Below are 23,796 nucleotides of genomic sequence, written 5' to 3'. Positions count from 1 at the left end.
TATGATCTGTTAATATGTCATTCGTAAAATAGTGGACGCTTAGTGTTGACCCTATGCTCAAGGTCACAAGATCATCACCAATCCATTCGTTCTCTTAATTGCTTAATATGAGCTACATGATGTTTGCCATGCCATGAAACAAATCCAAGAAAGTAAGCCAATTTAATTTGCTTGCCCTCCCCAGGATGATAAAACATTTTATCAAAATCCGACTGCGACATAGAGCGAAGCAGCATTACCCAGCGTGTGTAAATACCCTCTACCATGGCCAGGCTTAAGTCTGGCGCGGCATTCAAGCTGTCTGCCGTATCCGCCCACAGCTCCTCATCAAAAGGTTTAATTGTCGGATTCGACTCTGTCAGCGCGAGCTTAAAGCGCGAGAAGCTGTTCATCGCAGCGTCCGCGATGTGATGTACGACCTGACGTACGGTCCATCCGCCCATCCGATAAGCTGTATCCAGCATTTCTTCGTCCAGATCGGCAAGTACAGCCTTAAGCTGTTCAGGCAGCTTCTCCATATCTGCAATCCACTGTTCACGGTGCTTCGCGGTCATTCCCTCGTACACATATCTCCCAATCGGATAACGCAACTTGTCCATACGTCCGCCTCCTAAAGTAGATTTCTGCAAGGTCTAAGTTTTCCACTATCATACCATATACAGCCGCAAATTCTAACTGTCATTATCATTTTGAGCAGTCATTTAATCATTCGAACAGCATCTTAAAAAAATAATATTTCTACATGAAGTTCATCTTACGCTGCTTCTTCGCAAGTCATACGCTATTTGATAAAGCTCAGCAATATCGAATCGTCCGATCTCCTCGAACCTTCTTATTGCTTCAACGATATCAACCACTTCCACAGCGACAACCGTTTCTCCATCCGGCGGATTCAATGGATCTCCGACAATATCCACCTCTCCATATCCGACCAACCGAACAAAGTCAGGATGTGAAATATGAGGCCTATACGGCCTATCGGCGAAAGAATGGCATTTAAAACATCCAAACAAAGTGAATGATTTCAATTCTGCACCCAGCTCTTCCTTTACTTCACGTTCTAAAGCAAGCATATGAGGCTCATTAGGCTCTAACGTCCCTCCCACGAGCTCCCATTTACCGTTGTCCAGCTTCATCATCACATATTGATCTCCCACCATAGGAATAATGCTAATATTGCTAACTAGCACTTCATCAACAGCATAATCCAGCGTAAAACAGCCTTCTACTTGACCCCATAAAATACCTTTCGATAAAGTTGGATAACCGTCCATCAAATCATTCATTGGTCTGAACTTCCTTTTCAGTAATATTTGTTGTTAGTGGTTGCCTGCATTTATAAATTGAATGATTCCGATACCAATAAACATAATCAAGAAAACAATAACAAAACCGATCATAAAACTAACCCACGAAGAACGTTTGCACTTTGAATGGTTAGTTAAACGCACTACTTCCAATTCAAGCTTATGCAACCATTCCACTTTCAAGATTCGCGAAATTGTATCTCTAATTCGATCCATAAACATTGTTCTTCACAAACTATTTTCATCAGTTTACCAAACTAAAAGTCCATTTAGTAGTTTTCAACGGAGTAAACACTTTCTTTGAGTTATAAAAACTCTTTCCTAAAATATGGTGTCTCAACCTGAAAATCAGCGTTTGACAGTAAGTGCGACGAGCCTATTTTCTACTTCACTGTGCTGCTCTATCTTGATCTCTGATCCCTTCTCCTTTCTCTCCGCTCTTCTGCTCTGCTCTGTTCTGTTCTGTTCTGTTCTGCTCTGCTCTGCTCTGCTCTGCTCTGCTCTGCTCTGCTCTGCTCTGTTCTGCTCTACTCTGTTCTGCTCTGTTCTGCTCTGTTCTGCTCTGTTCTGCTCTGTTTCGTTGTCGTATTTGACTGTATTTAATACAATAAACACCACTTTAAAAACGTTGTATTTGTTACTGACTGTATTTCATACAAGCTAATCGCTAGTTACGCGGATAAAGAGCTTGTAACTACCTATTTGATTGTATCTTTTCCATTCAAACACATTGAAACATAGAAATATAAGCTGTTTGAATGTACAATATCCACTCTAATCGCCCATCTATCCCTTTACATGCGTTGAACTAAAATGATGGTAAGGATACCCTACATCTCACGGAGGGTTTCATGTAATCAAACACTGATTTTGAGATTGTGCCCATATTGTCGCTCTGCAAGCCTAAAAAAAAAGAGTGCCAACTGTCTCCAGTTGGCACTCTACCCTTTAAATCACATACCAATCGTAAAAAAAGAACTAGTCTTCTTTAGTTGGGATGTGTTCAACTTTAAGAATATCATTATAAATTTCTTCAAGTGCAACACCAACAAATTTGCTAGAGCGCGGATTGCGAAGCTCTGACTTGTCACCGTTGCGAAGCATACGGGCACGTCTGGACGCAGCAACAACAAGTGTGTACTTGCTATCGACTTTTTTCACCATTTCATCAATGGACGGATATAACATTATACATTCTCCTCACTCAAGCTTTCTCATTTGCAGCTAACATTTTGGTCAGATAAGGTGTGAATCTGTCTCTGCGGCAATGCTCAGCTATAACAATACTACGAATGCGATCACAAGCAGCATCAAGATCATCATTTACTACTGCGTAATCGTATTTGTCGAGCAAATTAATTTCCTCGACAGCTACCGACATTCGGTTATTGATCGTATCCTGCGTTTCAGTGCCCCGGCCAGTAATGCGCTGCTTTAACACATCCAAAGAAGGAGGCATCAGGAACACAAACACGCCTTCAGGAAACTTATCTTTGACTTTGAGGGCGCCTTGCACCTCAATCTCCAAAATAATGTCTTTGCCGCTCGCCAAAGTGCGCTCGACAAAATCACGTGGAGTACCATAGTAATTTCCTACATATTCAGCATGCTCCAGAAGCGCGTCACGTACAATCATATCCTGGAATTGTTCTCTGCTTTTGAAAAAATAGTTAACCCCGTCTACTTCACCTTGACGTGGCAACCTAGTTGTAGCCGACACAGAATAAACTAAATCAGGCATTTTGTTTCGAAGAACGGAACATACTGTTCCTTTGCCAACCCCTGAAGGTCCAGATAATACAATTAACAATCCTTTTTCCATAATGCTCCCCGTACTATTCGTCGTTATCGTCATCCTTAGTAGATAATCGGTGCGCAACCGTTTCCGGCTGAACAGCCGATAAAATGACGTGATCACTATCAGTAATAATAACTGCACGTGTACGGCGTCCATATGTAGCATCAATGAGCATATGTCGGTCGCGTGCTTCTTGAATAATCCGCTTAATCGGTGCCGATTCTGGGCTTACGATTGAAATAATGCGGTTTGCTGAAACAATATTACCAAAACCAATATTAATAAGTTTGATAGCCAAGCCAGGTCCTCCTCCGCCTACGGTGTTTCCAACTGCATCATATGAATGAATAAAATTTGTAAGCTCGAACGACATTCGCTGTCATCTGGCGGTACAGCTTACGTTTCGCAGTGAAAATATAAGCCCAGTTACAATCTGAAACTTAAACCCTCTTATATTTCGAATAAATGGGAATACGACAAATTGCTGATCCTTCCAAATAACGACAGGACAACCTTACTATTGTTGACGAAAATAAGGTGGAGCATACGCTAATACGCACACTGTGACATATACTCAACGAAGCTCTGAAGCCTGTCCGTATACTTCCATAAAATTCTCACGTCAAATGTGTCCATGTTTCATTTTAATTGATTTTGCACAAACGAACAAGTCAAAAAGCGAAAACAAGAAAAAAAGGCGATCTAACGCCCTTTTTCTTACGTATTTCACTGCTTTCCTTCTGTCTTTTCCCAAACATAGTTCGTAAGCTGAACACCCATATCATAGAACATAAAAGGTGTAATCAAGTAAATGCCTTTAAAATACGGCAATGCGGCATCAAGCAGCTCCTTAGCTATTTGCACGCCTTCTGCTCGGCCCGCTTCGCCTTCTAAGCCTGCCATCCGTTGACGAACTTCATCAGAAAGCTGAATGCCTGGCACTTCATTATGCAAATATTCGGCATTTCGGCCACTTGCAAGCGGCATAATACCGATAAATACAGGTACGTTCAGATGCTTGGTAGACTCTGCTATTTGTTCAATTAAAGCCGGATCATATACAGGCTGTGTCATGATATAGTCAGCACCGGATTTAATTTTCCGTTCCAGACGCTGAACAGCCTTATCTAAATGCTTGACGTTAGGATTAAATGCGGCGCCTACTACAAATTTAGCTTTTTGCTTTAAAGGCTTGCCTGAAAATGCAGTCCCTTCGTTCAACTGCTTAATCATCCGAATCATCTCAAAAGAGGTAAGATCATAGACTGAGCTTGAATCTGGCAAATCGCCGAAGCGAGCAGGATCGCCTGTTACAGCCAAAACATGATCAATATCCAGCGCATCCAGTCCCATCATATGTGACTGTGTGCCAATTAAATTTCGATCACGGCATGCGATATGAACAAGTGGACGAATACCGATTCGTTCTTGTACTAGAGCTGCCAGCGCCAAATTGCTCATCCGTGTAACAGCCAGCGAATTGTCCGCCATCGTAACCGCGTCAGCTTTCGCTTCTTTCAAAGCTGCTGCGCCATCCATAAATTTACGAATATCTAGATCACGAGGTGGATCAAGCTCTACAATAACAGTATGCCGCTTCTGTACGAGCTCCACAATCGATGGCTCTGAGGATGAAAGCCTCTGCGGCTCAGCTGCCGAGATCGACGGCTTTGCTTGCTCTTTCGGAGTCTGAATGACAAATGTTTCAGCAGGCTTTGTAATGGTTGCAGCTTGACCGAGCTGTGGTACATAACCATTCAGCGCGGCAGTAATCGCCGCAATATGCTCCGGGGTCGTTCCGCAGCATCCGCCGATTAATCGGGCGCCACGATCTGCGAAGCGCATCGCTGTTTCCGCAAAATATTCCGGACCTGCTGAATACGCATATTTCCCATCCACATAGTCTGGTATACCAGCATTCGGATAGACCGATAAAGGCAGGCCGACAGGACCTGTAATCGAATCAATCGCTCTCATAATGCCGTTAGGGCCGCTTCGACAGTTAAAGCCGACTACGTCCGCGCCTGCGTCTTGAAGCTGGTCAAACGCATCCTTCAAGCTGACACCGTCCTGAGTGCGTCCAACATCCTCAATGGCAAACTGGCATATAACCGGCAAGCTAGTAGCCGCTCTAGCAATTCGCAATGCAAGCAGCGTTTCATCAAGATCATAGAATGTCTCAAGAAGCAGACCGTCCGCACCCTCATCAAGCAGCGCGTGCATTTGCCGCTCATACGCTTCACTTACCTTAGCTGTCCGCAAATTTCTGAGTTTGCCGTCACGAATAGATCCAATAGCACCAACAACATAAGCGTCAGCACCGATAGCAGCACGGGCAATACGCACACCAGCACGATTGATTGCATCCATCTCGTCCTCTAATCCATACTTCGACAACTTCTCCAGGTTTGCAGAAAACGTATTCGTTTCTATAACACGCGCACCCGCTTCATAATAACGTCGGTGTACATTTTCAATAACGTCTGGACGTAGCGTATTAAATTCTTCATAAGAAACACCAACAGGGAACCCCATCTGATATAGATAGGTTCCCATTGCACCGTCCCCGGTCAGAATACGCTGCTGCAGCGCTTCCCTCAATCCCAGCTTCATTTCATTCTTACCACCCATCTGTATTGATCCTAAAATGTTCCTCGGAATGATTCCGCAGCCGGTCCACTCATATAAACGTGATTGTCTGATTCATTCCATTCAATTAGCAAATCGCCGCCCTTAAGCGACACAGTCGCTTTACGATCTGTAGCGCCATTTAATACCGATGCTACAACCGTCGCGCAAGCACCGGTACCACATGCCAGTGTTGGGCCTGCACCGCGCTCCCAAACTCGCATATCGGTATGTGTACGAGAATTTACCGTAACAAACTCCACATTGATTTTCCTAGGAAACATCGGATGCACTTCAAGCTTAGGTCCCCAAGTGGTTAGATCAAAGTTTACAGCATCATCCACATAGATGACACAGTGCGGATTTCCCATTGATACCGCTGTAAATTTGAATTCACGTCCATCCACTTCAATTGGATGCTCGATGACTTGCTCCGCATCCACTGTAGTTGGCACTGCCAATCCTGTTAATATCGGTTGTCCCATGTCAACGCGAACAGATTCAACCTTTCCGTCCTGAACGGTCAGCTGCACCTTTTGAGCGCCTGCTCCCAGAGTTTCAATAGTCATTTCTTGTTTATCGGTTAAACCATTATCATACACATATTTGGATACGCAGCGAATCGCATTGCCGCATTGCTCTGCTTCAGAACCGTCTGAATTAATAATACGCATGCGAAAATCCGCAACCTCTGATGGTAAAATATAGACAAGTCCGTCAGCACCAATCCCAAAAAAACGATTGCAAAGCTGAATGGCTAGATCAGCCACATTTTCTGGAAGCTGCTGCTCTCCAGCAATAATTACAAAGTCATTACCTAATCCGTTCATTTTCGTAAAATTCATATAAATGCCCTCTCCTTGCTCCAGCTCGCAGAATATTAATGCGATTAATATGCTTAAAAGCATACCGTAAAGCAAGGAGAATGGGTATTGATAAATTGTATCATCATTTGCATTATTTCGCTATCTAGCGGCCGTTTTCGAACCAAACGCGAGCTTTGATTTTGTCTTATTTTTCTTCGATGAGCTGAACACGCTGCCAATTCCCAGCAGAAAAGTAGGAATTCCGGCTGCAACAAATACGAGACACCACTCGCGGAAGCCGATCGGCACTGTTTTGAAGATTGGCTGCAGCGCTTCAATATATAGCACGCCGATCATTAGAACCAGTGAAGAAAGAACAGCTAGAACCAAATATTTATTTTGGAGTGGATTGCGGTGGAAAATGGAACGGGAGCTGCGGCAGTCGAACACATGGATAAGCTGTGCCATAACTAGTGTTGCGAATGCAACCGTCTGTGCCTTCATAAGACCTGCTGCTGTGTTTGGACCTTCTTGCAAAGTAATCCAGAATGCGCCAAGCGTGCAAACTCCTATCAAAATGCCTCTGCTGATGATTTTCCAGCCCAGCCTGCGGGAGAATATGCTTTCTTTCCCCGATCGCGGCTTCTGCTGCATCAAATCCTTCTCCGCCTGATCCACTCCGAGAGCCATTGCCGGCAATCCGTCAGTGACAAGGTTGACCCATAGGATTTGAATCGGTATGAGCGGCAATGGAAGCCCGGCCATCATCGCCAAAAACATAACCAATATCTCGCCGACGTTTGATGCGAGCAAATAACGAATAAATTTACGAATATTTTCATAGATGCCTCTGCCTTCTTCAATTGCGGCTACAATAGTCGCGAAATTATCGTCACTGAGCACTAACGCAGAAGCTTCCTTCGTTACATCTGTACCAGTTATGCCCATTGCTATCCCTATATCGGACGCTTTGATCGCCGGAGCGTCGTTTACGCCGTCACCTGTCATCGCAACCACATGGCCTTGCCGCTGCAAAGCCTTAACGATCCGAAGCTTGTGCTCAGGCGATACGCGAGCGTACACATAGATGTTGTCCACAAGCCGATCAAGCTGCTCATCAGTCATTGCCTCCAGCTGTCTGCCGCTCATCGCTATACCGCCGCGAGGCATAATACCAAGCTGGCTGGCAATTGCCTCCGCCGTCAATTGATGGTCACCGGTAATCATAACTGTCTTGATGCCCGCTCGCCTGCAGGTCGCGATTGCATCCTTCACCTCACGGCGAGGCGGATCTATCATTCCTGTTAAACCGACGAATATAAGCTGGCTCTCTGCATCGGTCTCCGTTTCGCAGGCGTCTCCCGCGCGCAAATCACGATAAGCAAGTCCAAGCACTCGCAAGGCAGACTGAGCCATTAGCTCGCCAGCTTCCGCGCATTTGCGCTTTAACGTTGCGGTGAATGGGACTACCTTTCCGTCCCAAAGCACATAGCTGCATTGATCCATCAGCATATCCGGAGCGCCTTTCGTGCAAATGAGACGGCCGCCTTGATGAGCTACTACAACAGACATTCGCTTACGCTCCGAATCGAATGGAAACTCTTTTTCCCTTTTATAGAGCTGTTCTAGAGACTTTGCCGAGTTTCCGAGCTTAGCAGATAACACGACGAGCGCTCCTTCGGTCGGGTCGCCCTTAAGCACCCATTCCTCTTGAGCTTCTCTGTCCTTCTTTTTCTTAGACTCTTCTACATTTACCTTTACCAGCTGCGCGTTGTTACATAAAGCGCTAATTTGCAGCAGTCGCTTTACAGATGAATCATGCTGTATATCTAGTGATTTTCCATCCTCGAAAATATGTCCGGAAGGCACATAGCCCTCACCGCTTACTTCAAGCTGGCGGCCACCGATCCATACATGAGTCACAGTCATTTTATTTTGCGTTAACGTACCCGTTTTGTCAGAGCAAATAACGGATGCGCAGCCAAGCGTCTCGACGGAAGGCAATTTCCGCACGATTGCTTTGCGCTTAATCATACGCTGCACGCCAAGAGCAAGCGCAATAGTCACAATGGCCGGAAGCCCTTCAGGAATAGCGGCAACCGCTAAGCTGACACCTGCCAGAAACATGCCATATGCTGGTTGACCATGCATAATACCGGCGACGACTACCATGACAGTCAGCCCTAAAGCCACTATGATTAACAGCTTTCCTAGCTGCTCCAAACGATGCTGAAGCGGTGTTTCCATCGTTTCTGTCTGCTCGATTAAACCAGCGATTTTACCCATTTCAGTATCCATGCCTGTTCTAATGACGAGCCCCTTAGCTGTACCTCTGGTCAGCATCGTGCCCATAAAACCAATGTTGCGTTGATCTCCGAGCGGCAGTTCCGCTTCATTGATAACAGCCGCATGCTTCCCAACCGGCACCGATTCTCCTGTTAAAGCAGACTCCTCGACATAGCAGCTGTTCGCTTCAAGCAAACGAATATCAGCTGGAATTCGGTCTCCGCTCTCCAGGCTGATAACATCTCCTCTCACAAGCTCTTTGGCTGGAATCGTTAGCAATTGTCCGTTGCGTATAACCTTCGCCGTTGGGGCTGATAGCTCTTTTAGAGCACGCAGTGATCGTTCCGCTCGAAATTCTTGGAAGAACCCAAGCACCGCATTCAGTACGATAATGGCTACAATGGTAATCGCGTCTAAATATTCACCGAGCAATCCAGAAATTAAGGTCGCTCCCATTAATACGAGCACCATAAAATCTTTGAACTGGTTCAAAAACAAAAGGATCGGCGATACGCGCTTCCCTTCAGTCAGCTCGTTGCGCCCATGCTTCTCCAGCCTCTCCGCCGCCTCCGCCGCGGCGAGTCCTTGCTCTGGGGAGCTGACTAAATTGTTCACCAGTTCACTCGTCCCCATTTGATGCCACTTCATTTGTTCCATGGTATAACTCCCTCCCATAGTAGGCCGAGCCCTGCATTAACGGCTGATTTCAACCCTCATAGCGCGGCCTTGCGTTCAGCAAAAGTGATAAGCGCACTCCAAAGCATTCGCCTAATGTTTCTTAGCTTCATCGCAAGGTCAGCCCATCGGACAGCCTCTCTAGGGTAAATGTATTCGGACAGCCCGTAAAATATCCCAATAAAGACTTAAGTTTTTGTCTTAACTATGGCATTATAGAGGAAGACTTATTCGGAAGAGAGGATCGATACACCATGGCATTAGACGGCATTGTCACCCATGCAATCACGCAAGACCTTCAGCGCTGCGTTGGCGCGCGTATACATAAAATTCATCAACCAACGAATCACGAGCTTGTTCTCAGCATCCGTGGCGCAGGTATGCAAGGTAAGCTGCTCCTGTCAGCTAATCCCACCTACCCGAGGGTTCACTGGACCACTGGAAGCTATGTCAACCCGATGGAAGCACCTATGTTCTGCATGCTGCTGCGTAAGTACTGTGAATCCGGTACAATCGAATCGATTCGTCAGGTCGGGCGTGAGCGAATCATTCACATCGACGTAAAGTCTCGCGACGAACTAGGAGACTTATCCAACAAGACAATTATTATCGAAATTATGGGTCGTCATAGCAATATTATTTTGATGGATCCCACTACAGGTATGATTCATGACGGCATTCACCATGTAACGCCTGCGATAAGCAGCTTCCGAATTGTAATGCCAGGAAGCACATACACTTCCCCGCCCGATCAGGGCAAGACAGATCCTTTATCAATCGAGAACGAAGCGCAGTTTGCAGATACGATTAGCACAGCAGATCAGGAGGCTCCTCTGCACAAGCGACTCGTTGATACACTTAGCGGTTTCAGTCCGTTGCTTGCAAAAGAACTCGTTCATCGCACACAGAATGGCGCAATTGTACAAGCAGACTTTGAACATGGATCAAATAGCTATCCCGCTCTTTGGAGCAGCTTCTCATCATTGATGGATGAGGTAAGGAACAACACTTATACATCAGGTATTAAGACCGATCCAGATACCGGAAAATCTTATTTCTCCATTACAGAGCTGACTCATATCCATGGTGAAACCATCGTTTTCCCTGATATAAGTGCGTGTCTTGAAGGATTCTATGGAAATAAAGCAGAACGAGATACGGTAAAGCAGCGCGCAGCCGACCTTATTCGATTCGTCCAAAATGAGAAAGCCAAAAACGTGACTAAAATAAAAAAACTGGAGGAAACTTTAATTGAGGCGAAGGATGCAGAGAAATACCGCGTTCTCGGCGAGCTGTTAACCGCTTATATGCATCAAATTAATCGAGGCGATACGTCCATTGAGCTAATAAATTTTTATGATGAGGAGCAGGCGCTGGTGAAGATCGAGCTCGATCCGCAGCTCACTCCATCGGATAACGCGCAACGCTATTTCAGAAGATATACGAAGCATAAGAACAGCTTGACAATCGTTGCTGAACAAATGGAGCTTGCCCGTGCAGAAATTCATTATTTCGAAGGCTTATTGCAGCAGATTGACAACGCGTCTATATCCGATATCGGTGAAATTCGCGATGAGCTGGTTGAGCAAGGCTATATGAAAGAACGAACAAGACGCGGGCCGAAGAAGAAAAAGGTGCTCAAGCCGACGCTGCTCAGCTACACCTCCTCTGAGGGAGTAACTATTTTTGTCGGGAAGAACAACACACAGAACGAATATCTCACGAACCGATTAGCTGCTGCATCCGATACATGGCTGCATACGAAGGACATTCCCGGGTCTCATGTCGTTATCCGCGGCGGCTCCTTCGGGGAAGCAACGCTCGAGGAGGCGGCTATGCTGGCGGCACACTTCAGTCAAGCACGTGATTCGAGCTCGATACCTGTCGATTATACAATCATCCGTCACGTTCGTAAGCCAAGCGGGGCGAAGCCAGGCTTCGTCATTTACGATAATCAGAAAACGCTGTACATCACCCCGAATGAACAACGTCTCAAATCATTACCGTCTGAAATGAAATAAACGCATAGCATCACATACAAAAAGCCTGACTTCTTAGCAAAGAGGTCGGGCTTTTTTAATCTAGATTATTTTCGTCTCAACTCAAATTCAGCGCTTGATTACATGAAACCCCACGCGGACGGGGCGGGGCCGAACTGGAACGAAAACTCGATTGATATCTATGCGTTTGAATGGAAAAGATCCAATCTAATAGGAAGCTAATTACCTTTTGTCTGCGGAACAGACGATTAGCTTGGATGAAATGCAGTCTGAGGGCAAACATGACGCTTTAATGTAAAATTGATTGTACGATATACAGTCAAACACTACAAAAGAAGATTAAACTTTTCAAGCTATCAGTCAACCGTTCTGTCAACCGCTGATTTCAGTTTTGAGCCTTATTTCCATGTTGGCATCAGCTGCTGCAAAATCTTCGCATCCACCGTTCGATTGCCTATCGCACCGTGAAATATTTGACCTTGTCGTTCACCATGAAAATCAGATCCACCGGTAACAATTCGATTAAATCGAGTAGCTAGCGCGCCATAGCGCTGCTCCTCTTCAGGTCCGTGATCGGAATGAAAAACTTCGATTCCTTGCACACCATAACGAATAATATCTTCAACAAGCTCGTCATTTCCGTATAAACCAGGATGTGCGATTACACTCGTCCCTCCTGCCTCCTTAATCCAATCGATTGCTTCATAAGGATGCAGTCGAGGCGGGTTCACATAAGCGGCTGCACCAGATGCCAAATAACGATCGAAAGCCTCTTTCATGCTAACTACGACACCTTTGCGGATAAGCAGCTCCGCTATATGAGGCCGACCAATGCTGGCAGCACTATTTTCCGATGTAACCTTATCGTTATCTCCATTTGCGGCAGCCCGCACCTCATCCATCGTAATCGGAATTCCAAAAGAGCGCAGCTTTTCTACAATCATGTCATTCCTCTGGTCTCGTACACCCCGGAGGCTCGCCAGACGCTTCAACCATTCCTCATTCTGATTATTTGTATAATAACCAAGAATATGTATATCGACACCGTTTGAAACCGTACTAACTTCTACCCCGGGTACAACCGAAATCCCGATTCTATCCCCTTCCAAAAGTGCCTCATCCACACCCGCCACGGTGTCATGATCAGTAATTGCAATCGCCGCAAGACCAGCCGCCTTCGCCAGTCTTACGTTCTCGGAAGGTGACTGCATGCCGTCAGATGCCGTTGTATGCGTATGCAAATCCGCCAGTCCATGAATTAGAGCCATTGCTGCAGGTCCCTCTCTCTCAAAAAAGTTAAAAACGTAACCGCCGAAATAGGCAACAATGCGGATTTCAAATAAATGGAGTAAAAATGCCGTTGGAATTTGGAGTCCGATACTTTAATCATTCGAATTAGATCCAATGCCACCTCATGCTTAACGGAAGAGGCAGAAACAAACGAGACACCGAGACCCGCTTCAACTGCTGATTTTACTGCACCAGTACTGCCCAGCTCCATTACGACCTTCATAGACGCAGGATCAATTTTCTTCTTCCTCAGTTGCTCCTCCATGACGAGCCGAGTCCCCGAGCCTTGCTCACGCAGTACAAAAGGATATTCCATCACTTCGTCCAGCGTAACCGATGGACGATCCGCAAGTGGGTGGTTTCTGGAAACGATCAGTCTTAGCTCATCACTCATCACGGCTTCCATATGCATGTCGGGATGATTTACAGGAGCCTCGATCAAACCAAAATTAAGCTGATGATTTAATATGTCCTCCATAATCTGCGAAGTATTCATAACCTTCATACTTATCGAAATATGCGGGTACTCTTGGCCAAATGGCCCAAGCAACCTCGGAAGAATGTATTCCCCTATCGTTAAGCTTGAACCCAGCTGCAGCCTTCCTTTTAGCTGTGTAGTGAAAGTGGACATCGCTTGGTCTGTATCACGGATAAGATCAATGCTTCGCTGAGCGTAAGGCATTAATGCCCGCCCTGCTTCAGTCAGCTCGATACGTTTCGTTGAACGCTGTAAGAGCTTCGTCCCAAAATAGTCCTCCAATGTTTGCACCTGCATCGTTACGGCTGGCTGGGTCATATGTAAGGATTGCGCTGCGGCTGAAAAGCTTCCTCGTTCGGCCACTGTATAAAAAATATGCAGCTGATGAAAATTAAGAGCCACTTTCTAACCACCCTTTCTTTTGTAGATATTATACAACAAACCTTATCGAGAATTGCATGATCCATAATAAAAAAGCATGCAATCTGATCAGATCACACGCTTTTTGTATCATTTCGTTCCTAGAATCCTTATTTGCGTTTCCTGCTGTTTTTTACGAGAGTCATTCTTCGAGAGTGACGCAACCACGAATAATAGGACTTTAGATCCCTAAGCTCTATCGTCTCCGACATACGCCCTAGGAAAGTGACCACTATCATTTTATGTAAAGGCTCCCCCGTTATATCCGTTTCTGTAAGTGACTCCGAAAATTCAGCGACAAACACGAGATCATCATCAATTAAATATACATCCTGTTCATTGCGATAATAAGGCTCGATCCGGCCTTTCTTCAAGCATTCCCATAAAAAATCAGCAATGTCATCAAATCCGGTATTCTCGCTTTCGATTCGATCTAACCAGCGGCTTTTCGCATGGTTCGTTATGATGATATCCGCTACTTTCTTATCACCCAAATCGATATAAAACGACTCGTATGTACTCCACCTTCTCGTCATTTTATCTTTCATTTCGCAACCTACTCCTCCCAAGGAACCAGGGCTATTTTACTATGAATTTAATTCCATTCTACCATGTCTTTCCGATATTACAACAATAAATTAAAGACAGACCATATATGTAAATTTATGGTTTTAATATACAAAAAAAGACGCTCCTCGGCGTCAATTTCCTACCAAGAAGCGTTTTCATTCATTTAAACACTATAAAATCTTGTTTTGTCTTCAGTGTCTTTACTGTATTCCGTCTTTATTTCATTACGATAAGAACGTTCAATATTGCGAACATATGGCAGCTTGCCCATTTGTCTGACTGATTCTTCAACCTTATCGGAATTCATATACAGAACAACATAATGCATTTTGCGCGACATATAATGAACCGTCCCGAATCTTTCCAGTGACCTTGCCGCTTTCAAATCACTCACCCATATAATATAACCCGTTCGCTCCGGTAACATTTCTTCCCTCCCAAAGGTTTGCGAAGCAAACCTAACTTCGTAAGCATTTACTTAGGTTTGCGAAGCAAACCTAACTTCGTAAGCATCCACTTAGGTTTGCGAAGCAAACCTAACTTCGTAAGCTGAATTATTTAACCGCAACCGCCGCTGCCACAGCTGCATGAACCGCCGCTGCCACAACTGCCGCCGCCGGACTTTTTCTCGTTGCTAGGTACTTTAATATTGTCCGATACCGACTCCGCGATCAGACGAGAAACATCATACAGCATCTCATCGACTACTTGTTCAGCATATTTAAAGCGGCGAACACTCTCGATCGCGTCAAGCTCTCGTTCAATCTTCTTAACTTTATCTTTTGCTTCGTTGTAATCGGGATGAAATCGACCGAATCGTTCACATTCAACAAACAGTTCCTTCGCTTTATCGAACTGTCTTGTCATTTGCTTCACTTCTTCGTCTACACTCACTTCCGACTTCCAATATAAATATTCGGCAACTTCCGCCGATTGATTAATCCAATCACCTAATTCATAAGCACAAAGCAGAAGCGAGGCCATGTCAAACGAAGAAACGCCTCCTTGCAATTGCTCTGACCGAGCAGTCATCAATCCTTCAGCAGTAGGCATTAAGCCACCCCATTTCTATACGCTAACTTCTACATTATCATATTATATAAACTTAGCCAATAGAAAGAACTTATAATGGATCTGGTTGTCCTGGAATAACTAGCCTCATCTCGTCCCACATATCAGGTGTAAGTCGAATGGGCTCGCTTTCCTCTTCATCCCGCAGCAATCCAATAACCGCCCAACTATCGTTCAATCGTTCTAGCTTCTCAGGCACAAACGCTCTTATGCCGTTATTTATTCGCAATTGAACAAGAGCTTGACATTGTAAGGCTTGCTCTATCAGCTCTCTCCTTGTCGAGTGATGGTATACGCGAAGCTGCTTTGTCCACATCGCAGGTACAAGCTCCCATAGCGGAGTACTGTTCACCTTCTGTTGAGGAGACTTGATTATTAATTCATATTGCTGCAGTGTGAATGGTTCATAAATAAACGAATAATTCGATTTAATCGCTCTAGTAAGCGGCAGCTCTATAAGACTTGGATCAATATTTGCTATACCCAGCATAGGATATTGATTTACATCCATCGAATCTGCTGTTTGAACAGCCTTCCGCGGCGGATACCCCGCTTGCAGCAGCAAGTTTCGGAGCGGTTTAATATATTCCTTGTCCACGATAAAATCAAGTGGACCGATCCGCTCCAGCACTAACTTCGCAATTGCTTCATTATTTTGCACAACGGCCGCCATCTGCTCACTATCACAGCGCAGTAATACGACCTCTGCAAAAGCAGTTCGGCACGCACGGTTAGTCCATTCTAACAGCATATCTGCAACAGTAGCTGGAATTGCTAACCCGCCAGCTGCATTTTCCAAAAAAGCTTGAATGGAAGCTCGCGTTCTTCCTAACTCTAATGATTGAGTTACCGAGGACATCTCCAATCGATATACGGATACCATTTCGTCCGAAACTCTCTCAGCTATGAGCTCCAATTCCCAACGGATTGTAAACGGACAATGAGGCTCCAAAATAATCTCACCATTTGGTTGAATAGATAAGGCACGATTCGCTAGACTCTCAGCATTCCCTTCATTGTCCCCCGCTGCCGAAGGCATTTTCCAGCGTATGAGCATCTCCTCTTCTATTCCCTCTCCGAACTCCACTACATCCATCCAGCCAAAGCTATGTAACAGTCCGTACCAATTACGGTTTTTGATTTCTGGTCTCACCGCTGCCACAGTTTGACTTAAACGATTATAGGCTAGCCATTGTTGAATCGGTTGAACAGCATACCATTGACCATCATTCAATAAATCTAGAGCTGCAGCAACATGAGCGCTGCTACCGCTTGCTGGCAGCAATAATTCAAAGCACCATTGCAGTAATTGCCGTTCCCGTTTCTCTTCCGTAAGCATTAACCACGCAATTAACTTCTCCTTATCCCATCTCAACGTTTGATCAGTGATATACAAAAGACCAAAAGCAGAGCCCACCTCCAAAACAAAAGCTGCTGGTAGTGAATAATGCTCTCGATGCGGCCATTTTAAATCAAAACCTTGCAGCCATTGCTCGTCAAAATCTACAGCTTGTACAACTTTAGCAATCGTCTTCTTTGAAAGCACGCCTTTCGTTGTCAGTTCCAATCCACAACTCGCCAATGTGGTAAAGGCTGTTAACAATTGTCTGCCGAGCGGTCTATTTCCTTCTCTAACCGTTCCGATGAGCAATCCTTCTCTTACAGTGGATGTGTCTCGAGTCATTTCAAGTGGAAACAATACCTGCTGCCAGACTGTAAAACAATCGTACGGCAAAAAATAGATCCGCTCTCCCCACACTTTGCTTACCGCAAATAGGATGCCGGCATCCTCCAATTCATCCAGTCCAAGCTGGCATTCAGCACCTGATAATGTTGTGTTTCTTTGCAAATCTCTCACTAAATGCTCCGCATTTACTGGCTCCGCTCCATATATACGAAGCATCTCCCTCAGGACAGATGCTGCGAGCACCGACATTAATGAGACAGCTTCAAGTACAGCTTGTCGGTCTACAACAGCTTCTTGCCATGATAACCCTCTCCGCACAGCCTCCCGCCATATGGCTGTATCCATATAACCTGCAAGCCTTTCTGCAGACAGCTTCTCAATTAAAGCTGGGATCTTCATTGAACTGCGACCTCCTTTAGAGCGTTAGGGATTGGCATTTCGCTCCTTCTTTCATATTGATAGCCCTGCTCAAGCATGAATAGCTGCCTTCTTATAGCAAATTCCGTTTCCTTCGTTTCATCTGTAACAATCGTGTAAAACCACGCCTGATTACATTCCTTCTTCGGTCTTAGCAGCCTTCCAATCCGCTGTGCTTCCTCCTGCCTTGAGCCGTAACTTCCCGATAGCTGGATCGCCACAGCAGCGTCAGGCAAATCGACCGCAAAATTCGCCACCTTAGATACGATGAGGACGGAAATCTCTCCGGCCTTAAATTGCTCATATAAACGCTGCCGATCCTGCTGAGGAACCTCACCTGTAAGCAGAGGTGCCTTTAAAATCTCAGCAATTGCATGCAGCTGATTTAAATACTGTCCGATTATCAGTGTTGGCTTGCCCGAATGCTCCCGCAACAACTGCTGCATAATGCGAATTTTCTCAGGATTTTCAGCTGCAAGACGTATTTTTGATCGTGCGCTCGCATCACGGTATAACATCTCCATTTCCTTATCCATAGGCACTCTTATTTCCATGCATGACACAGAAGCTATATAATCTCCCGCTTCAGCATCCTTCCATTGCATATCGTACTGCTTAGGCCCAATTAAAGAATATACGTCCTCAGCACAGCCATCCTCACGAACGAGTGTCGCAGTTAATCCGAGTCTTCTTGTCGCTTGTATATCGGCTGTCATTCGAAATACCGGGGCTGGCAGCAAATGAACCTCATCATAAATGATAAGACCCCAGTCCCTCTCCGAAAATAGCTTCATATGAGAAAAAGGAGCAGCCTTGGATTTCCGATGTGTCAAAATGTTATAAGTCGCAATGGTCACCGGTCGAACTTGCTTGTGTACTCCACAATATTGACCAACATCCGCATCCGTCAGTGACGTTTTATCCAGCAGCTCATCCTTCCACTGCTTTACAGAGGTGCTGTTAGACGTCAATATCAATGTTGCTTTCATAAGTCTCGAAATAGCAGCGATACCTACAATTGTCTTGCCGGTTCCGCATGGCAGCACGATAACTCCGCTTCCGCCCTGTACAGTCCCTTCTCTATAAAACAAATCTACAGCCTTACTCTGATACTCTCTTAAACGAAACCTTTCATTACCTGCTGTCATATCCTTTAAAACAACCGACAGCTCTTCACCCGCGTGGTAGCCAGCGAAATCAATAACTGGATATCCAAGACGCGTCAGCTCTTGTTTGAGCATGCCTCTTCCGTTCACTTTAAGCAGCCATTCATCAGGCTTCAGCTGCTCTTCAATCCATTCCATTACTGTTTCATATTCCGCCAATTCCTTCATTAGCCTTGCATCGCCGCGCAGCAATAACTTATCCAAGCTCGTGGAAAGCTGGAGCTTGCCATATCTATCCATTAGCTTTCTTACTTTAGCCTCTACTTGAAAGGGAAGCTCATATCTTCCGTAAACGGATAGCCATTTTACAATGTCGTCTGATTTTATTTCAAAGGCCGCTGCATTCCACAGTGATAATGGTGTGATACGGTACGTATGTATCGTTCCAGCTCTTCTTACCGTATCTGCAAAGAGCATCAGCTTCTCGTGCGCTTCTTGCGCGCCAGACCTGCTCTCATCGAGCAGCACAGTCATATCCGTCTGTACGATTAGTGGTCCATCCTGATCATATAACATGCGGATTCCTCCCTTTTCAGAATATGCCTTTTATTCAGTATGAAGATTTTTGACTATTTTTATGCCCACGATTAAGGACGATCGCTATTTTCAATATCATTTTGTGTTATAATAAAATGATCATTCTTTAGACCATCTACCAGCTGGAGGTATCGCATCAATGAAAAAGAACTTTATTATTCTCCTGCTGCTTTTTTGCTTGCCTATGGCCGGTTGTTCGGCAATGTCCGAGCTATCCTCGAATTTCATCCAAACGAATCAGTGGTACACCGTTTCTGATTATGTCGACGGAGACACATTCAAAATAAAAACAGGCAGTAATGTAACGACCGTTCGTCTTCTTAATGTCGATACACCGGAAACAGTAAAACCGAATACTGAAATCGAGCCATTTGGGCCAGAAGCGTCTGCCTTTTCAAAAAAGCTTCTTTCCGAGTCGGGTGAAGTAAGGTTAACGTTTGACAAAGAGATGACTGATAAATTCGGGCGGACTTTAGCGATCGTTGAATTAAAGGACGGACATATTTTAAATGAGCTGCTCCTTGAGCAAGGCCTAGCTAAAGTATTAATCATCGAACCTAACGTAAAAATGGAAAACGTTTACAAGAAAATCGAACAACAGGCTAAGCAAAATAAGCAAGGCATTTGGAGTAATGCTTCTGAGGTAAGCCGTAGTGATTTACCTGCTAAGAAAGCACCTTTATCAGGTATTACAATCGAAGTCGACAAACGAGCGGAGATTGCTACAATTACCAATACCACCGAAGAGGCTTTTAACTTAACGGGCTGGAAGCTTGTGAGCGTGCGAGGAAATCAGATCTATTCATTCAAAGATTTCACTTTAAATCCACTTCAAAAGGTTATCGTCTCCTCATCGGAGGAGCCAATCAGCTCTTCATCCACCGTATTCCAATGGGGCGAGGAAAACATTTGGAACAACGGAGAGTCAGATCCGGCAGAGTTGTATAATACATTTAACGAGTTGGTTTCGGTTTGGGAAAATTGATTCGTTGATTAAACTAGACCACACTAAAAAGGACTGTCCAAAGTGCTCCTAAGCACTTCGGACAGTCCTTTTTGTTATTTGCTTATTAATGCAGCTGCGAATGCTCTTGCTCGGATATAGCGCTAAGCGCTTCACCCGCTTCATTCACAAAAATTTCCCGTACCGCTAAATCACCGATAGCGAGCACTCCTATTAATTCTCCATTATCTACTACCGGAAGCCTTCTAATCTGCTTTATCGCCATTAGGTTAGCCGCTTCATCAGTAGTCGTTGTGGATGTAATCGTATCGACATCCGACGTCATCACATCTGCCACTGCTGTAGAGCCAGAATGCTTCTCCGCATATCCGCGAACGACCAAATCTCTATCCGTCACGACTCCGATCAGTTTTTTTCCATCAATAATAGGAATAAAACCGATGTCATATTGTTTCATTTTTACAGCAAGCTCGTACAGATTGTCCTTAAGTGTAGCTGTCACGCAATCTGTCGACATGATTTGCTTCACTGTCTTCGCTTGATTATTCATACTCATTATAACGACCTCCTCGATGTTTGATCCGAGGATTAGTCTATCCCAGCGCTTAACCGTTCATTCACTTCGTCACTTATGAACCTGAAGCATGCTCCCAAGCATAATCTTCAGCCATTGCGATTAAAAGTCGCGCAGACTGAAGCATGGAGCTCTCATCGATATCGAACTGAGGATGATGATGAGAAAAAGAAGCACCGCAGTGCTCATTGCCCGCACCAACAAACATGAAGCAGCCTGGTACCCGTTCCAAATAATAAGAAAAATCCTCAGCCACTGTTATTGCTTCTGAATGCGTGACTGCCGCTTCTCCGAACAATGCTGCCCCAACTTTAAAGAAACGCTTCGCTTCTATTGCATCGTTTACAACAGGCGGATAACCAATACGCATTTGGTAATCGAATTTTGCTCCATGCATCATACATGTATTTGTAACAAGAGCTTTCAGACGATCATGGATCATCATTCTTGTCTTCTCATCAAATGATCTTACAGTTCCTTTTAGTCTGCATCTTTCTGCAATTACATTGTTTGTAGTGCCGGCCTGGAAAGAACCAATTGTGACGACTGCCGGATGCAGTGGATTTACATTGCGGCTAACAATGGTTTGAACCGATTGAACAAGCGAGGCTCCGATCATAATCGCATCAGTACTCTGATGCGGCAAACCACCATGGCCGCCTTGGCCGATGATGTCAATAACGAACTCATCTGCTGCGGACATAAAAGCCCCCGCCTTCGATGCAACCAATCCACTGGCAAGAGGAGTCCATAGATGTACACCGTATATGGCATCTACACCATCAAGGGCGCCGTCCTCGATCATCGGCATAGCTCCGCCTGGTGTAACCTCTTCCGCAGGCTGAAACAGCAGTCTGCGTTCTCCGGATATTTCGAAATGATTGGCACTATAGTAAGCCGCTATGGCCAGCAATGAAGCAGTATGAGCATCATGGCCGCAAGCGTGCATGACATTTGGAACCTTCGAGGCATAGTCGCAGCTCTTCTCGTCCTGTATGGGTAATGCATCAATGTCCGCTCTTAGAGCGACAACGGGTCCTGGCTTTCCTCCCTTAATCGTAGCAATTAAGCCGTGTCCACCTACATCTGTCCGAACCGAGCAACCCATATCCAGCAGTTGACTCTTGATCCAGCTTGAAGTTACTCTCTCATGAAAAGACAATTCTGGATATTGATGAAGATGCCTGCGCCAACGGATCATATCCGGATAAATCTGACGTAATTTTTGATCCACGATATCTTCTGTCTGCATATCGCAAGCCTCCTAACGTTTTATCTGAAAAATGCACTCTTGAATATACGTATCTAAAAAGTGAAGCTGCTCTGCATATAGTTTACCAGATTTACGCTATATTAAGGAAGTACAATAAGAATGGAATCCATGCATCCTATACATTTCTTTAAAATGTCACTTTTATTAGCTGTCCAAGGCTGGAGTAAGGGTTGCGCTGGCTGGGGAAACATACTATCATGAGTAAAGAATGTACAACTCTGTCTTTTGAATTGGAAGCATGTGCTGAAGAAGTAAGATTTGCTTCACTAAACCTTGGGAGGAACTACCATGATTATTGAAAATACCGGATTAAACGGTGTTAAAAGCGATTTAGAGCATTTAGACGAGTCCGCTGAACAAGTTGGGTTTGTCCGTTGGCAATGGGAATATTATCGCGCTACATACGATCTGAAACTAGAGGACCGCGCTAGCGGCTCTGACTATTATTTGCGGATTTCGACTCGTGCAATCGAAGGCAAGCTTGAATCGCCGCACGCTGTGCTTGTTATTGAATCTGTATATATTGGTCGCTCAACGTTCCCTCATGGGCTTGAATATGAATCTCCGGTTCCTCAGCCTATATTAACTACAGCAACGCAAAGACTTCAGCAGTTGAAACAACTACTCGCGTAACGGGGGCGGGCTATGAAAGCTACGCAGAACGGTAGTCGTGGAAGACCGGACTTTCTGCTGCTCATTTTAACGTTGCTGCTCGTCGGCTTTGGGCTTGTCATGGTGTTTAGCGCAAGCTCGAGCGTGGCGCTTGTACAGTATGACGATGCGCTTTATTTCACCAAACGCCAGTTCGTATGGGCTGGCCTCGGTGTATTGGTTATGTTATTTACGATGAATTTGCGTTATTTGGTATTTAAACGCTATTTCATGGTTTTTTTTCTACCTGTTGTCGTCATGCTTCTCCTCGTCCCTTTTGTAGGCAAAGAGATAAATGGTGCTAATAGTTGGTTTGGAATAGGGTCTCTCGGGATACAACCGACGGAGCCTGCTAAGCTAGCTATTATCTTATATCTTGGCGCTCTAATTGCAAAAAAAGGCGACAATTTCAGAAGCTTCAAAAAAGGTTTGCTTCCAGTTATAATAATCGTCGGCTTCATATGCGGCCTTATTATGTTGCAGCCCGATCTCGGTTCCTGCCTTGTTCTTGCAGCCAGCGCATCGATCATGATTTTTGCCGGCGGCGCGAATTTAAAGCAGGTATTCATGTCTGGAATGATTATTGCCATTATTGTTACTGTCGTATTCAGCATTTCAATGGCTATTTCACCGAAAGCATGGGAATATAGAATTGATCGATTGACCGTTTTTAGAGATCCGCTTAGCGACGCTCAGGATACTGGCTGGCATCTTGTCTCTTCGTTACAAGCACTTGGACATGGTGGTTTAACTGGTGCTGGGTTTGGCGAAAGCGTGCAGAAGCTGCATTATTTAAAATATCCTTATAATGATTTTATTTTTGCTGTCATTGCTGAGGAATTTGGATTTATCGGCAGTACTATCTTCCTGCTCTTCTATTTATTTTTCCTATGGCGAGGCCTAATAGTCGCGCTGCGATGTCCTGATCAATATGGTACTGTCGTTGGAGTAGGAATCGTAGGATTAATTGCGATTCAGGCCTTTGTTAACATTGGGGGAGTTACATCCGCTATACCTCTTACCGGTGTTACACTGCCATTTATCAGCTACGGCGGCTCGTCCTTGCTCTTTTGCCTCATGTCGATAGGCGTACTGCTAAGCATATCAAGGGAATCGAATAAAATAGAAAAGACAAGCAACCAAAGAACTCAAACAAAAAAGAACGGCATCTCTGTTTTATAAGAGATGCCGTTCTTTT

Annotated in this window: 22 protein-coding genes; 4 read left to right on the top strand and 18 right to left on the bottom strand. The window is 44.9% G+C overall.

Annotated elements, in window-relative coordinates:
* Positions 1 to 74: 74 nt before the first annotated feature.
* The 9 genes from AC0YN7_RS24985 to AC0YN7_RS24945 form a co-directional block, all read right to left on the bottom strand.
* Positions 75 to 599 carry a YfiT family bacillithiol transferase gene (locus AC0YN7_RS24985; RefSeq protein WP_475812744.1) on the bottom strand — a complete coding sequence of 175 codons (525 nt, stop codon included), beginning with the start codon at positions 597 to 599 and terminating at the stop codon, positions 75 to 77.
* Between the two features lie 150 nt (positions 600 to 749).
* Positions 750 to 1,286, bottom strand: a complete 537-nt coding sequence (locus AC0YN7_RS24980; protein WP_475812743.1) for an NUDIX domain-containing protein — start codon at positions 1,284 to 1,286, stop codon at positions 750 to 752.
* A 369-nt stretch (positions 1,287 to 1,655) separates the two neighbouring features.
* Positions 1,656 to 1,922 (bottom strand): hypothetical protein, encoded by a 267-nt coding sequence (locus tag AC0YN7_RS24975; RefSeq protein ID WP_475812742.1) that lies wholly within the window; start codon positions 1,920 to 1,922, stop codon positions 1,656 to 1,658.
* A gap of 363 nt (positions 1,923 to 2,285) precedes the next feature.
* Positions 2,286 to 2,495 (bottom strand): DNA-directed RNA polymerase subunit omega, encoded by a 210-nt coding sequence (rpoZ, locus tag AC0YN7_RS24970; RefSeq protein WP_475812741.1) that lies wholly within the window; start codon positions 2,493 to 2,495, stop codon positions 2,286 to 2,288.
* Between the two features lie 16 nt (positions 2,496 to 2,511).
* The gene (gene gmk, locus AC0YN7_RS24965) at positions 2,512 to 3,129 is read right to left on the bottom strand and encodes a guanylate kinase (RefSeq protein WP_475812740.1); all 618 of its coding nucleotides are present in this window, start codon (positions 3,127 to 3,129) and stop codon (positions 2,512 to 2,514) included.
* A 13-nt stretch (positions 3,130 to 3,142) separates the two neighbouring features.
* The gene (remA, locus tag AC0YN7_RS24960) at positions 3,143 to 3,403 is read right to left on the bottom strand and encodes an extracellular matrix/biofilm regulator RemA (protein ID WP_005548256.1); all 261 of its coding nucleotides are present in this window, start codon (positions 3,401 to 3,403) and stop codon (positions 3,143 to 3,145) included.
* A gap of 428 nt (positions 3,404 to 3,831) precedes the next feature.
* Entirely contained in the window at positions 3,832 to 5,718 is a 1,887-nt protein-coding gene (locus AC0YN7_RS24955) for a bifunctional homocysteine S-methyltransferase/methylenetetrahydrofolate reductase (RefSeq protein WP_475812739.1), read from the bottom strand.
* Between the two features lie 29 nt (positions 5,719 to 5,747).
* Positions 5,748 to 6,578: a diaminopimelate epimerase gene (dapF, locus tag AC0YN7_RS24950; RefSeq protein ID WP_475812738.1), complete on the bottom strand. Its 831-nt coding sequence runs from the start codon at positions 6,576 to 6,578 to the stop codon at positions 5,748 to 5,750.
* Between the two features lie 120 nt (positions 6,579 to 6,698).
* Positions 6,699 to 9,482 carry a calcium-translocating P-type ATPase, SERCA-type gene (locus AC0YN7_RS24945; protein ID WP_475812737.1) on the bottom strand — a complete coding sequence of 928 codons (2,784 nt, stop codon included), beginning with the start codon at positions 9,480 to 9,482 and terminating at the stop codon, positions 6,699 to 6,701.
* 272 nt (positions 9,483 to 9,754) lie between these two features.
* On the opposite strand from AC0YN7_RS24945, the gene AC0YN7_RS24940 reads away from it, so the two are divergent.
* Entirely contained in the window at positions 9,755 to 11,521 is a 1,767-nt protein-coding gene (locus tag AC0YN7_RS24940; RefSeq protein WP_475812736.1) for an Rqc2 family fibronectin-binding protein, read from the top strand.
* A gap of 377 nt (positions 11,522 to 11,898) precedes the next feature.
* Here AC0YN7_RS24940 and AC0YN7_RS24935 read toward each other — a convergent pair whose 3' ends face one another.
* The 7 genes from AC0YN7_RS24935 to AC0YN7_RS24905 all read right to left on the bottom strand — a co-directional run bounded on the left by AC0YN7_RS24935 (position 11,899) and on the right by AC0YN7_RS24905 (position 19,115).
* Positions 11,899 to 12,768 carry a PHP domain-containing protein gene (locus tag AC0YN7_RS24935; RefSeq protein ID WP_475812735.1) on the bottom strand — a complete coding sequence of 290 codons (870 nt, stop codon included), beginning with the start codon at positions 12,766 to 12,768 and terminating at the stop codon, positions 11,899 to 11,901.
* Complete coding sequence (locus AC0YN7_RS24930) at positions 12,759 to 13,670, bottom strand: selenium metabolism-associated LysR family transcriptional regulator (protein WP_475812734.1); 912 nt, start codon at positions 13,668 to 13,670, stop codon at positions 12,759 to 12,761. Before AC0YN7_RS24930 ends, AC0YN7_RS24935 begins: the two co-directional genes overlap by 10 nt.
* Before the next feature lie 128 nt (positions 13,671 to 13,798).
* Complete coding sequence (locus tag AC0YN7_RS24925; RefSeq protein WP_475812733.1) at positions 13,799 to 14,236, bottom strand: hypothetical protein; 438 nt, start codon at positions 14,234 to 14,236, stop codon at positions 13,799 to 13,801.
* Between the two features lie 185 nt (positions 14,237 to 14,421).
* A complete protein-coding gene (locus tag AC0YN7_RS24920) occupies positions 14,422 to 14,685 on the bottom strand; it encodes a YlbG family protein (protein ID WP_475812732.1) in 264 nt (87 codons plus the stop codon).
* A 131-nt stretch (positions 14,686 to 14,816) separates the two neighbouring features.
* On the bottom strand, positions 14,817 to 15,311 hold the full coding sequence (locus AC0YN7_RS24915; RefSeq protein WP_475812731.1) for a YlbF/YmcA family competence regulator: 495 nt from the start codon (positions 15,309 to 15,311) through the stop codon (positions 14,817 to 14,819).
* Between the two features lie 70 nt (positions 15,312 to 15,381).
* Positions 15,382 to 17,415 (bottom strand): helicase-associated domain-containing protein, encoded by a 2,034-nt coding sequence (locus AC0YN7_RS24910; RefSeq protein WP_475812730.1) that lies wholly within the window; start codon positions 17,413 to 17,415, stop codon positions 15,382 to 15,384.
* Positions 17,412 to 19,115 (bottom strand): DNA repair helicase XPB, encoded by a 1,704-nt coding sequence (locus tag AC0YN7_RS24905; RefSeq protein WP_475812729.1) that lies wholly within the window; start codon positions 19,113 to 19,115, stop codon positions 17,412 to 17,414. Before AC0YN7_RS24905 ends, AC0YN7_RS24910 begins: the two co-directional genes overlap by 4 nt.
* A 160-nt stretch (positions 19,116 to 19,275) precedes the next feature.
* On the opposite strand from AC0YN7_RS24905, the gene AC0YN7_RS24900 reads away from it, so the two are divergent.
* Complete coding sequence (locus AC0YN7_RS24900; RefSeq protein WP_475812728.1) at positions 19,276 to 20,121, top strand: thermonuclease family protein; 846 nt, start codon at positions 19,276 to 19,278, stop codon at positions 20,119 to 20,121.
* An 85-nt stretch (positions 20,122 to 20,206) separates the two neighbouring features.
* Here the strand turns inward: AC0YN7_RS24900 and AC0YN7_RS24895 are convergent, their stop codons facing one another.
* Together AC0YN7_RS24895 and AC0YN7_RS24890 are read right to left on the bottom strand one after the other, a co-directional pair.
* Positions 20,207 to 20,656 carry a CBS domain-containing protein gene (locus AC0YN7_RS24895; RefSeq protein WP_475812727.1) on the bottom strand — a complete coding sequence of 150 codons (450 nt, stop codon included), beginning with the start codon at positions 20,654 to 20,656 and terminating at the stop codon, positions 20,207 to 20,209.
* Positions 20,657 to 20,729: 73 nt separating this feature from the next.
* The gene (locus AC0YN7_RS24890) at positions 20,730 to 21,926 is read right to left on the bottom strand and encodes an amidohydrolase (protein ID WP_475812726.1); all 1,197 of its coding nucleotides are present in this window, start codon (positions 21,924 to 21,926) and stop codon (positions 20,730 to 20,732) included.
* A 309-nt stretch (positions 21,927 to 22,235) separates the two neighbouring features.
* Between AC0YN7_RS24890 and AC0YN7_RS24885 the strand changes: the two genes are divergently transcribed.
* Both AC0YN7_RS24885 and ftsW read left to right on the top strand, forming a co-directional pair.
* Entirely contained in the window at positions 22,236 to 22,580 is a 345-nt protein-coding gene (locus AC0YN7_RS24885; protein WP_475812725.1) for a YugN family protein, read from the top strand.
* Between the two features lie 12 nt (positions 22,581 to 22,592).
* Positions 22,593 to 23,780, top strand: coding sequence for a putative lipid II flippase FtsW (ftsW, locus tag AC0YN7_RS24880; RefSeq protein ID WP_475812724.1), 1,188 nt, complete (start codon positions 22,593 to 22,595; stop codon positions 23,778 to 23,780).
* Positions 23,781 to 23,796 lie beyond the last annotated feature (16 nt).

It is taken from the genome of Paenibacillus sp. J31R122, from assembly GCF_056269185.1.
Note: the sequence above shows the minus strand (reverse complement) of the source record. Positions and strands in the feature narration are given on the sequence as shown.